Source organism: Shewanella sp. HL-SH2, from assembly GCF_051164935.1.
Classification (GTDB): domain Bacteria; phylum Pseudomonadota; class Gammaproteobacteria; order Enterobacterales; family Shewanellaceae; genus Shewanella; species Shewanella glacialimarina.
The window spans coordinates 2,634,770-2,647,777 of record NZ_CP195035.1; the positions used below are offsets into that span (position 1 = coordinate 2,634,770).

Annotated in this window: 8 protein-coding genes and 1 pseudogene; 3 read left to right on the forward strand and 6 right to left on the reverse strand. The window is 39.6% G+C overall.

Features of this window, described 5'->3' with window-relative positions; genetic code table 11:
- Positions 1-100 precede the first annotated feature (100 nt).
- Positions 101-1,510 carry an anti-phage deoxyguanosine triphosphatase gene (locus ACRWP9_RS11415; protein WP_434926113.1) on the reverse strand — a complete coding sequence of 470 codons (1,410 nt, stop codon included), beginning with the start codon at positions 1,508-1,510 and terminating at the stop codon, positions 101-103.
- Positions 1,511-1,764: 254 nt separating this feature from the next.
- Here ACRWP9_RS11415 and ACRWP9_RS11420 point away from each other — a divergent pair, with 254 nt between their 5' ends.
- The gene (locus ACRWP9_RS11420) at positions 1,765-2,430 is read left to right on the forward strand and encodes an SDR family oxidoreductase (RefSeq protein ID WP_434926114.1); all 666 of its coding nucleotides are present in this window, start codon (positions 1,765-1,767) and stop codon (positions 2,428-2,430) included.
- 238 nt (positions 2,431-2,668) lie between these two features.
- On the opposite strand, the gene yfaE is transcribed toward ACRWP9_RS11420, so the two are convergent.
- The 5 genes from yfaE to ubiG form a co-directional block, all read right to left on the reverse strand.
- The gene (yfaE, locus tag ACRWP9_RS11425) at positions 2,669-3,070 is read right to left on the reverse strand and encodes a class I ribonucleotide reductase maintenance protein YfaE (protein WP_434926115.1); all 402 of its coding nucleotides are present in this window, start codon (positions 3,068-3,070) and stop codon (positions 2,669-2,671) included.
- Positions 3,060-4,190, reverse strand: coding sequence for a class Ia ribonucleoside-diphosphate reductase subunit beta (gene nrdB / locus ACRWP9_RS11430; protein WP_226409913.1), 1,131 nt, complete (start codon positions 4,188-4,190; stop codon positions 3,060-3,062). The genes yfaE and nrdB overlap by 11 nt, the downstream gene beginning before the upstream one ends.
- Before the next feature lie 76 nt (positions 4,191-4,266).
- Positions 4,267-6,555, reverse strand: a complete 2,289-nt coding sequence (gene nrdA / locus ACRWP9_RS11435) for a class 1a ribonucleoside-diphosphate reductase subunit alpha (protein ID WP_434926116.1) — start codon at positions 6,553-6,555, stop codon at positions 4,267-4,269.
- 524 nt (positions 6,556-7,079) lie between these two features.
- Entirely contained in the window at positions 7,080-7,757 is a 678-nt protein-coding gene (locus ACRWP9_RS11440; protein WP_434926117.1) for an HAD family hydrolase, read from the reverse strand.
- 28 nt (positions 7,758-7,785) lie between these two features.
- Positions 7,786-8,508: a bifunctional 2-polyprenyl-6-hydroxyphenol methylase/3-demethylubiquinol 3-O-methyltransferase UbiG gene (gene ubiG / locus ACRWP9_RS11445; RefSeq protein WP_434926118.1), complete on the reverse strand. Its 723-nt coding sequence runs from the start codon at positions 8,506-8,508 to the stop codon at positions 7,786-7,788.
- A 379-nt stretch (positions 8,509-8,887) separates the two neighbouring features.
- On the opposite strand from ubiG, the gene gyrA reads away from it, so the two are divergent.
- The gene (gyrA, locus tag ACRWP9_RS11450) at positions 8,888-11,614 is read left to right on the forward strand and encodes a DNA gyrase subunit A (RefSeq protein ID WP_434926119.1); all 2,727 of its coding nucleotides are present in this window, start codon (positions 8,888-8,890) and stop codon (positions 11,612-11,614) included.
- A 176-nt stretch (positions 11,615-11,790) separates the two neighbouring features.
- Positions 11,791-12,883: pseudogene (gene serC, locus ACRWP9_RS11455) on the forward strand (3-phosphoserine/phosphohydroxythreonine transaminase).
- Positions 12,884-13,008: the final 125 nt, after the last annotated feature.

Consider the following 13,008-nt stretch of genomic DNA (forward strand, 5'->3'; position numbering starts at 1 on the left):
TTAGGGCCTAGCCATACCTATAAAAGTATTTATCGCCCTCTATGCTAAAGTCAAAAGGTTAGCGAATAGGGCGTGACGTTTAAGCTATACATTAATATGGTTAAGGTTCTCGGCTGAGATCTAGCATTCCTGACGCTTGGCCACCAAATAATTGTTGATGTAATCTTGCTGCGAAGCCATCAGTCATGCCAGATATATAATCCGCCATCACCCTCATCGGATTGTTATCTGCTTGGGCAGCTTTAGTCCAACGTTCACCGGTATTTAAAGGCAGTAATCGTTCGGGATCGGATGCAAATGCTTCAAACAACTCCATTACAATTTGTTGGCCTTTGTACTCGAGCATTTGAATTTCAGGTTTGCGTATAACAAATTTAAACACAAACTGTTTTAAGACATTTAAAGCTAGTGCAAAATCTGTTTCTAGTTCTGCATTGTATTTTAATAAATGTTCATCAAATTCAGGCTTAATTTGTATATTGATTGCGGTGACAAATGCATTGACGAGTGTGCCTATAGCGTCTTTACGTAAGTGATGTTGGTGAGAAAATAGTTTATTACCAATAGTGATAAATTCCTTTTTAAGCCAATTGTCTTCAATACCTTGCAGTTGACTCATGACATCTTGTTGCCATTGGCTGGCACTCACAATACCCATGACAATGGCATCTTCAAGATCATGTATCGCATAGGCTATATCGTCAGCTAACTCCATAATAGAGCAATCAAGTGATTTAAACTTTGTTTTTAAGTGTGGGTAATCAGGATGAATAAGACTTTGCTCACTGGACAGAAACAATTGTTGATCATGTTCGGTCAAGCTAGACAGTACCCAATCGAGTATCGGTTTATCGTCATCAAAAATGCCCTTAACTGGCGGCCATTGTGATGGTTTTAACTGGCGATGATGTTTAACCTCGGCTTGATGAGTATCAATTCTTAACTGAGAGTAGGGCGCAGGATACTTCAGTACACCTAATAGGGTTCTGCGGGTTAAATTCATACCAGTATCAGGCGTATAAGGTTCAAGGCGGGTTAATATTCTAAAGGTTTGACCATTGCCCTCAAAGCCACCGTGATCACGCATCATATAGTGTAATGCTACTTCGCCACCGTGACCAAATGGAGGATGACCAATATCATGTGCTAGACACAGTGACTCAATTAAGCTCATTGAATTAAGTAAATATTTAAGATTCGGATACTTACGTCTTAGTTGGGCAGCAATACCGGTTCCAATTTGAGATACCTCAAGTGAGTGTGTAAGGCGAGTACGATAAAAATCGTTCATGCCAATACCCAACACTTGGGTTTTTGCCTGTAGACGCCTAAAAGCAGCTGAGTGAAGTATACGGGCTCGGTCTCGCTGAAAAGGGCTGCGGTGATCGTTTCTACGTTGCTTGTCTTCACCGAGTATACGTTGATGCCATATATTTTCATGGGCTTTAATATCATTAGGCAGAGTAAGGCTAGCTAATGCTTTGGATGATGTGTTTGACAATGATGACATAGCCCTGTGTCCTTATGCATTAATATTAGTAATAGGTTTAAACATACTGTCGTTAAGGTACTAGAGTTGGTAGAAAGTCTCTATAAAATATTATCCTGATTTAACATTACTCTGCCCATTAGAATCTTGCTATGCTGTTCAGCAGTTTTATTGAACTAAGATATGTAGTTAGCTGCTACTCTGGATAAAGAGTGAGTGAGACTACAATCTGTTGAATCATCATTTACGTTAACCAACAATAATAGGAAAATGGAATGAGTAAAAATGTGGTCATCACTGGCGCAAATCGTGGCATAGGTTTAGCGTTTGCACAGGGTTTTAAAGATTTAGGTTTTAATGTGTATGCTTTATGCCGTCAATCATCCGATAAATTAGCTGCATTATCGGTTAATGTCATTACCGAGGTTGATGTCGCAACCGCTTCAGGTATCACTGCAATGGTAAACGGCTTGCGGGGTATTCATATTGATATATTAGTCTGTAACGCGGGCATATTACGTGATGAAAGTCTGTTTGATTTAAATATAAGTAGCATTAGAGAACAGTTTGAAGTAAATGCACTAGCACCACTATTAATTGTGAATACTTTACAAGATCAATTAAGTCATGGAAGTAAAGTGGCGATGATCACCTCAAGAATGGGATCTATTGCAGACAATGGTTCAGGTGGACGCTATGGATATAGGATGTCTAAAGCAGCGTTAAATGCTGCTGCAATGTCACTGAGTATTGATTTGGCCGAAAGACATATCGCTGTGGGTATTTACCATCCAGGATATGTGCAAACAGATATGGTTAATCATAATGGCGATATTTCAGCAACAGAATCCGCCGGCCGACTAATCAAATTAATTAATAAACTTGATCTAAGCCAAACAGGGGTGTTTAAACATGCAAATGGTCAAGTTTTACCTTGGTAAATGGTTACTTTTTTGATGTGAAGACAAAAGGGCGGCCGATGGAGTAGTTCATAGTGCTGATAGTACTATCTACTTCATACCTTGTCGTAAAGGGGATGTTCAAACAAAAATCTATCTAGGTATCTTGTGTCGATATAATTCATCTAAAACTTGATATAAATCATCATGACTTTATTTTTTAGCTAAATTTTTGATTATACGAGATTTTATACTGTTAATGCAGTGATTTTATTTGATGTCAATTCCCACCAAGTATTGCATCATCTAGGAGAAAAGCCATTTCAACTCCTTGTTGTGATTTATTTGTCATTGACTGGGTAGGATTTGCTTTACTTGCACTAACCTGTTCACTATCGTCCTTCGACAATGAAAGATTTAAATCAGTTTTTGGAATACAGCAACAGGGTAGGCATTCGTCTTGCTCAAGTTCAGCCAACGGCTGCTTGGTATAAGTGACTTCACCAGAAATGACTTTTGTTTTACAGGCGCCGCAAAATCCATTACGGCACTCCGAAAAAACTTTTACTTTCTGGTCCTCAAGCGCCTCAAGCAATGTTGCTTGTTTACCGTCGAACAAGATTGCCGGTTGTCCCTTTAAGCTAACAATCGGCGCTGTAATGAAAAAGTGTTTATAAGTCAAAATCTAAAAACTCATCGCCATCGACAGCCGAGTCAATTTGCCCCACAAGATAAGATGATACTTCAACTTCTTGGGGTGCAACCTGCACAGCATCACTTTCTAACCAGTTCTTCATCCAAGGAAGTGGATTGGACAATTCTTCGTAAGGTAAGGGTAAGTTTACCGCTTTCATACGTTGGTTGGTAATGTACTCAACATATTGACAAAGAATTTGTTCATTTAAGCCGATCATTGAGCCGTCTTTAAATAAGTATTTAGCCCACTCTTTTTCTTGTTCAGCTGCTTTGTGGAATAAGTCATAGGCTTCTGAATAACACTCAATGGCAATTTCAGCCATTTCTGGATCGTCTTTGCCACCTTGCATTAAACTTAAAATATGTTGGGTACCATTTAAGTGAAGTGCTTCATCACGTGCAATTAAGCGAATGATTTTGGCATTTCCTTCCATTAAGCGACGTTCAGCAAAGGCAAATGAACATGCAAAACTGACATAAAAACGAATTGCTTCCAATGCATTGACTGACATCATACAAAGATACAAGGTCTTCTTAAGAATACGGGAGTTAACCGTTACTTCTTGACCATTAATTAAATGAGTACCTTCACCGTGTAAATTATTAACTTGGGTCAGGTAGATCAAATCATCATAGTACTTAGCAATATCACCAGCACGTTTCAAAATCTGCTCATTTTCAACAATATCATCAAACACCACTGATGGGTTGTTCACGATATTACGAATAATATGAGTATATGAGCGAGAGTGGATCGTTTCTGAAAAAGACCAGGTTTCAATCCAGGTTTCGAGTTCTGGCAGTGACACTAACGGCAAAAGAGCTACGTTAGGTGAGCGGCCTTGAATCGAATCAAGTAAAGTTTGGTATTTAAGGTTTGACAGGAAAATATGCTTTTCATGATCAGGAAGGCTGGCAAAGTCAATTTTGTCACGGCTGACATCTACTTCTTCTGGTCGCCAAAAGAAAGATAACTGCTTTTCGATTAATTTTTCGAAAATCTCGTATTTTTGTTGGTCATATCGCGCCACATTAACGGGTTGACCAAAGAACATCGGTTCTTGAGTCGCATCATTAGGTGTTTGACAAAATGTTGAATAAGCCATGCTTCTTTTCCCAAAAAAGCGAGGAGTGCTCCCCGCATTTAATTTCTTAATTAAGTGATATCAATAAACCAGAGGTTTATATCTTACACGCACCACCGGCACAATCATCGTCTTCTTTTTCGATGGATATTATCTCATCTTGTTGATCCGACGCACCGTCACGGGTGTTGTGGTAATACAATGTCTTTACACCCAGCTTGTAAGCCGTTAGCAAATCTTTTAATAGCGTTTGCATAGGTACTTTACGACTTTGGAACTTCATTGGATCGTAATTAGTGTTGGCAGATATCGCCTGATCAACAAACTTCTGCATAATGCCGACAAGTTGTAAATACCCATCGTTATTTGGCATGTTCCATAATAACTCGTATTGATCTTTCAATGTGTCAAAATCGGGTACAACTTGTTTTAATTGACCGTCTTTACTGGCTTTGACACTAATAAGACCACGTGGCGGTTCAATACCATTAGTGGCGTTAGATATTTGCGACGAGGTTTCAGACGGCATCAATGCTGATAATGTTGAGTTACGTAAACCATATTGCAAAATATCGGTACGTAAACCTTCCCAGTCTAAATGTAGTGGCTCATCACAAATTTTATCTAAGTCACGCTTGTAAGTATCAATGGGTAGAATGCCTTTAGAATAGGTTGTCTCGTTAAATAACGGACAGGCACCTTTCTCTTGGGCAAGTTTCATTGAGGCTTTTAATAGATAAAATTGAATCGCTTCAAATGTTCTATGGGTTAAATTATTGGCTGAACCATCGGAATAACGCTTACCATTTTTAGCAAGGTAATTGGCGTAATTGATGACGCCTATACCCAAAGTACGTCGATTCATTGAGCCTAACTGCGCCGAAATGATCGGATAATCTTGATAATCCAGTAAATTATCTAACGCACGAACGGCAAGCTCAGCTAGCGGTTCTAATTCTTCTAGATTCTTGATGGTGCCTAAATTCAGTGCAGATAAAGTACAAAGTGCAATTTCACCATTAGGATCATCAATGTTCTTTAATGGCTTAGTCGGCAGGGCGATTTCTAAACACAAATTAGACTGTTTAATTGGCGCTACTTTTGAGTCAAACGGGCTGTGGGTGTTACAGTGATCCACGTTTTGAATATAGATACGGCCTGTAGAAGCGCGCTCTTGCATCATTAACGAAAATAACTCAACCGCTTTAATTTGCTTTTTACGCACAGCTGGATCTTGCTCATACTGAACATATAAACGTTCAAATTCAACTTGATCCTCAAAAAATGCATCATATAAACCCGGTACATCAGATGGACTGAATAAACTAATATCTTCGCCTTTAATTAAACGTTGGTACATCAACTTGTTTAACTGGACACCATAATCTAAATGGCGAACACGGTTATCATCAACACCACGGTTATTTTTCAGTACAAGTAAAGATTCTACTTCTAAATGCCATATTGGGTAAAACAGTGTTGCCGCTCCGCCTCGAACGCCGCCCTGTGAGCATGATTTTACCGCAGTTTGAAAATACTTATAAAAGGGTAAGCAACCAGTATGGAAAGCTTCACCGCCACGAATAGGACTGCCTAAGGCACGAATACGACCAGCATTAATACCAATACCAGCACGTTGACTGACATATTTCACAATTGATGAGGCGGTGGCATTAATAGAATCTAAGCTATCGTCACACTCAATCAATACACATGAGCTAAATTGACGTGTTGGCGTACGTACACCAGCCATAATCGGCGTCGGTAAAGATATCTTGAAGCTTGATGTCGCATCATAAAAATCTTTTACAAACTGTAATCGAGTGTCTTTTGGGTATTTTGAAAATAAACACGCAGCAACCAATATATAAAGGAACTGAGCACTTTCATATACTTCGTGAGTGACACGGTTTTGAACTAGATACTTACCCTCTAATTGCTTAACGGCGGCATAAGAGAAGTTCATGTCGCGCCAATGGTCAACATAAGTATCTAAGATGTCTAACTCTTCGCGGCTGTAATCAGCCAAGATATGCATATCATATTTGCCCATTTCAACCAGTCTGGTGACATGGTCATATAATTTAGGCGGTTCGAACTGACCAAATGCTTTTTTACGTAAATGGAATACCGCTAAGCGTGCTGCCACAAACTGATAATCGGGTGATTCAGGGGAAATAAGATCTGCCGCGGCTTTGATGATCGTTTCATGAATCGCTTCTGTTGGAATACCATCAAAAAATTGAAGATGCGATCTGAGTTCAACTTCAGATACAGAGACGTTTTTTAATCCCTTGGTTGCCCAAGTAATAACGCGATGGATTTTGTCTAAATCGATATTTTCACGTTCGCCACAGCGTTTAGTGACAGTCATATTGCTATTCATTGCAGAGAGGCCTTGATTATATCTGTTATTGTGATTGAGCGCTTAATACCAAAAGCGATCGTGTCTAACCACGTTTACGTTTTTATGTAAAAACAATCATGCTGAAGCATTAAATACGACGGATTGAGACATTTTAGCACGCTAAGTCACCCGTTCAGCTTAATTAAATGAGTTATTTTAAACAACTCATTAGTGTCTGTGATTGCATTTGACACACAAGATATGGTGTTTTTTAAAATCTAACATACAAGATAGTGAGGTTGGAGGGTTTTTGCAAGCCACAATTTCTAGAACATCTTGTGGATAAGTTGAGGATAATCGCAACAGTTAGTAAAAGCTAACCCTACACCCCAAATTTATATAGCTTTTCTATGGGCTGTAGAATAATTGTCCGTAATTTTAAAAGAATTTGATCGCTAAAAATATCAGCGATCGATTCTATTAGCTGATTTTTAGATTGATCTTTGATTAATTGTTTGAGTTAGCATAAAAGCCGTTTAACAACACCGTTTATATCGATAATACTAAGTAAGTTGACGGTTCAATACAAAATAGTCATGTAAACACTGTGTGGTTTTAAAATGAAGTTGTCCAGGCCAAGTGTCAGGTTTGTCTTGGGGCGATAAATAACCCCAATGCGCTATTCCACCAATCATATTGGCATTTTGAGCCGCGATAAGGTCGCGTTCAGCATCTCCTATATAAATAATCGATTCAGGACTGATGTTCATCTGCTGCGCGGCAAGTAGCATAGGTGCGCAATGAGGTTTAGGGTGCAACGTACTATCACCGCTGATAAGAGTTTTAATTCGCGACATTAAGCCGAGTTTGTCAACCAAAGGACGGGCAAAGCGAGCATGCTTGTTAGTCACAATTCCATAGGGAGTACCGTTATCATCAAAATGATTCAATAACTCTGCAAGGTTATCAAATAAAATGCTTTTGTCACCATTAATGAGCTGGTAATGATGCAATAATGCTAGTTGGATCTGTTTTTGCTCATCATCGCTAATATTAGGCAGTGCAGCCTTAACCAGCGCCAAACTACCATGAGTGGCAGCGTGCTTCACTTTTTCAAGACTGCATGGAGCATAACCAGCATCAGCCATGCCAAGGTTCAGTGCATAGACTAAATCTGGCGCAGTATCGGCAAGTGTGCCGTCTAAATCGAATAACACACCTTTAATCAAGGGCTTTAACACGCAGACTCCTAAGCGGTAGCAGACAATGCTAATCGACTTTTTGTGTAGCAATCATGTAATTAACATCAACACTGTTAGTGTATTTAAACACACCAGATAGTGGGTTATAGGCTATGCCCAATGCGTCTTTGCACAATAAGTCTGTTTTATCGACAAGATTAATTAATTCAGAAGGGCGAATAAACTTGCTGTGGTCATGGGTGCCTACTGGCAGCATCTTAAGTAGGTACTCTGCACCGACAATCGCGGTTAAATAAGACATCCAATTACGATTAATAGTAGAGAAAAAAACATAGCCATCTGGTTTCACCATGTCACAGCATGCTTGTATGACAGATAGCGGGTCAGGGACATGTTCTAACATTTCCATACAGGTCACCACATCGTAATAAGCTTGATGCGTATCTCTATATTCTTCAGCGGTACATTTGATGTAATTGACTGTTACACCAGTTTCTAATGCATGTAAGCGAGCCACTTCCAGTGGTTCATTACCCATATCTAAGCCATCTACATGGGCGCCGATTTTAGCCATACTTTCAGATAAAATTCCGCCGCCACAACCAATGTCGAGCACTTTTTTACCAAAAATGCCCTGTGCTGTTTGATCGATATAATTTAAACGTAATGGATTAAGCTGATGTAACGGTTTAAAGGAGCCATTTGGATCCCACCAGGTTTGTGCCATTGCTTCAAATTTAGCAATCTCATCGGGGTCGACATTTTTATTCGCAGCAGTTTCAGTAGACATGATTTACCTAGATATCGTTATGCATTATGGATGACATTATATCTATTGATGCAGTTTTTAATAGGGCTAAAATACGCCAATGCTGATGATCCCAGTCAACTTTTGCTATGTTCAGGTGGTTATTTAAACAACCTATCGGTTACATTGTTTATTTGTTATTCAAAATAAACATTCTTAAACCATTAAATCCGGACTTGCTAGAGTACTAAGTTACTGGTAAATGAGTAAGTTAGCCTTTTTATTAACACTAAAGTCAATTTGGTTTAGGTTTGCTCTGGCGACATTAAATATCTGTGTTAGAATGCCAAATCACGTTTTAAAGCTTGACGATATTATAGATTAAAAATCGTCAGCTCAATTTCAGGGGAACGCGCAGTTTATGACTGATCTGGCTTCATCTATTTCGCCAATTAATATTGAAGACGAACTCAAAAATTCGTATCTAGATTACGCTATGAGTGTAATTGTTGGTCGTGCATTGCCTGACGTGCGTGACGGCCTAAAGCCTGTACATCGCCGTGTCTTGTTTGCAATGAGCGAACTTAAAAACGACTGGAACAAACCTTATAAAAAATCCGCTCGTGTTGTCGGTGACGTAATCGGTAAATACCACCCACATGGTGACACCGCTGTTTATGACACTATTGTTCGTATGGCACAGCCATTCTCATTACGCTACACATTAGTAGACGGCCAAGGTAACTTTGGTTCGGTTGACGGTGATTCAGCGGCTGCGATGCGTTATACCGAAATTCGTATGCAGAAATTAGCCCATTCTTTATTGGCTGATTTAGAGAAAGAAACGGTCGATTTTGTACCTAACTATGACGGCACAGAATTTATTCCAGCAGTATTACCAACTAGAGTACCGAACCTACTCATTAACGGTTCATCAGGTATTGCTGTGGGTATGGCAACCAATATTCCTCCACATAACTTAAACGAAGTTGTTAAAGGGTGTTTAGCCTTAATTGAAGAGCCTAGCTTATCAATTGAGCAGCTAATGGAATATATTCCTGGTCCTGATTTTCCTACAGCAGCATCGATTAACGGCAGAAAAGGCATTATTGATGCTTATAACACTGGCCGTGGCCGCGCGATTATGCGATCAAAGGCTGATGTTGAGACCGATGAGAATGGTCGCGAACGTATTATTGTTCATGAAATTCCATATCAAGTTAACAAAGCACGTCTAATTGAAAAAATTGCTGAGCTTGTTAAAGATAAAAAAATTGAAGGCATCAGTGGTTTACGTGACGAGTCTGATAAAGACGGTATGCGTATTGTTATTGAGATAAAACGTGGTGAAGTGGGCGAGGTTGTTCTTAATAACCTTTATGCTCAAACTCAGATGCAATGTTCGTTTGGTATTAACATGGTCGCGCTAACAAATGGCCAACCTAAGTTATTCAACCTTAAGGAAATGCTTGAGTGCTTTATTCTTCACCGCCGTGAAGTGGTTACCCGCCGTACAGTATTTGAATTAAGAAAAGCCCGTGAACGTGCTCATATTCTTGAAGCTCTTGCTATCGCATTGGCTAACATCGACCCGATTATTGCCTTAATTAAAGCCTCACCAACACCAGCAGAAGCGAAAGCCAAGCTTGTTGCTCAAGGTTGGGAATTAGGTCACGTACAAGGTATGTTAGAAAAAGCGGGTGATGATGCTGCTCGTCCAGAATGGTTAGAACCTGAGTACGGTATTCGTGATGGGGCTTACTATTTAACTGAGCAACAAGCACAGGCTATACTTGAGTTACGTTTACACCGTTTAACCGGTCTTGAACATGACAAAATTCTTGCTGAATATGAAGAATTGTTAATTGTTATTGCTGCTTTGTTGCTGATTTTAAGCAGTCCTGAGCGTTTGATGGAAGTCATCAAAGAAGAGTTAGAAGAAATACTTGAGCAATACGGTGATGAACGTCGCACAATTATTAACGCTAATGAAATTGATATGAGTCTTGAAGACTTGATCAACGAAGAAGATGTTGTTGTGACCTTATCACATTTAGGTTATGCCAAGTATCAACCTCTTTCTGACTACCAAGCACAACGTCGTGGTGGTAAAGGTAAAGCGGCAACTAAAGTAAAAGATGAAGATTTTGTTGAGAAGCTACTAGTGGCTAATACCCACGATACTATTCTCTGCTTCTCTGACTTTGGTAAAATGTACTGGCTTAAAGTGTATCAATTACCATTGGCTAGCCGTACTGCGCGTGGTCGTCCAATTATTAACTTATTGCCTTTATCTGAAGGTGAACACATTACTGCCATATTACCGGTTCGCGAATATGCTGATGACAAATATATCATCATGGCTACCGCGCACGGTACCGTTAAGAAAACTGCACTTACTGCTTACAGTAATCCACGTGCAAACGGTATTATTGCTGTTAACCTGAAAGAGGGCGATCAGCTCATTGGTGTTGATATCACTGAAGGTAGTGATGACATCATGTTGTTCTCTAATACCGGTAAAGTGGTTCGCTTTAATGAAAAAGCACGCGATTCTGAAACGGGTGAAGTGAAAATTGACGCAGAAAGCGGCGAAGAAGTCATTGCACTACGTCCTATGGGCCGAACAGCAACAGGTGTTCGCGGTATTAAGTTAGAAGATGGCCAACGCGTGGTATCCCTGATTGTGCCAAAAGGTGATGGTGCTATCTTAACTGTAACGGAAAACGGTTACGGTAAGCGTACTGAACTAAGTGAATACCCAGCTAAGAGCCGTGGCACTAAAGGTGTGGTTTCTATTAAAGTCAGCGATCGAAATGGTGCTGTTGTTGGCGCTGTTCAAGTTGGTGCTTTTGACGAAATAATGTTGATAAGCGACAAAGGTACTTTAGTAAGAACTCCAGCTGAAGGCGTATCAGTCATTGGCCGTAACACGCAAGGTGTCACGATTATTCGTACAGCAGAAGACGAGAAAGTGGTCGGTTTGCAGCGTATCGAAGAAATCCAATCTGATGAAGAATTAGATGAAGACGGTAACCCAATCATTGTTGATTCTACTGCACAAGCAGATGAAGCAACGACGGATGTGGATACAGTTGAAGCAGTTAGTGATACTGAAGTTAAAGATGAGTCAGACGAGCAATCATAATATTGTCAGTGTTGATTAATTGAAAACGAGCGCCTTTTGGCGCTCGTTTTGTTTTACGGAAAATTTTTCATCAAAAACATTTAAAAAAGCGCTATTCAACGGTTGATAAAGTCCTTAGTATTACTGACATTGAACATCAAAAATCTATCATCATTAGTAGAGTGAAGGAGTTGTCTGTGAGCACAATTTATAATTTCTGTGCAGGTCCTGCGATGTTACCGCAACCGGTAATGCAAAAAGCACAACAGGAATTAATTGATTGGAATGGGCTAGGGGTCTCCGTGATGGAGATAAGTCATCGCAGTAAAGAGTTTATTGCCTTAACACAAGAAGCAGAAAAAGAATCTTCGCGAGCTCATGAACATTCCACAAAATTACCATGTGCTATTTATGCATGGTGGTGGTCGAGGTCAGTTTACCAATGTAGTGACAAACTTTTTAGGCGATAAAGGCCGAGCTTTGTATTTAACATCGGGCCAATGGTCAAGTTCAGCGGTAAAAGAAGCTAAACGTATTGCTGGCGAGTCACAAATTGATGAAATCAATATAGTCGAAACGATAAATGGTTTACATCAAGTATGCCTTCCCGATTTAATCAGCATGGATAAAGATTATCGCTTTGTACATTACTGTGCCAATGAAACCGTTGATGGTATTGAAATATTTGACACATTAAATAGCCCTTGGCCGGTGGCTGCTGACTTATCATCAACTATCATGTCCCATGAAATTGATGTAAGCCAATTTGGTCTTATTTATGCTGGCGCGCAAAAAAATATTGGTCCGTCGGGTTTGTCGATAGTGATAGTGCGTGATGATATGTTAGCAATGCCAACCTTAGTCCAATCATCAGTGATGGATTACACTATCACCAAAGATAATGATTCAATGTTTAATACCCCGCCTACGTTTGCCTGGTATTTAGCGGCAGAAGTGTTCAAATGGTTAAAAGGTGTGGGTGGTGTTGCGGTAATTGAAAGTATAAATAAGCAAAAAGCTGCACTACTTTATGCCTGTATTGATGAGTTAGCGTTTTATAAAAATGGCGTTGCTATTGATAATCGATCAAGAATGAATGTGACTTTTCAACTAGCTGATAGTGCACTTGATGCTGAGTTTTTAGCTGACGCAGAAAACGCAGGTTTAGTGGCATTAAAAGGCCATCGAATAGTTGGTGGTATGCGAGCGAGTTTATATAATGCCATGCCACTAGAAGGTGTACAAAAACTAGTAGACTTTATGCATGCGTTCGCAAAGAAGCACAGTTAATCAAATTTTTTCATAGCAAAAAGGGCTGAATTATCAGCCCTTTTTAATTTTATCTATTACAACATACTAAATAGCTAGTTACGTTTCATCAGTTGATTAACCGTTAAATGAACTATTAACAACAC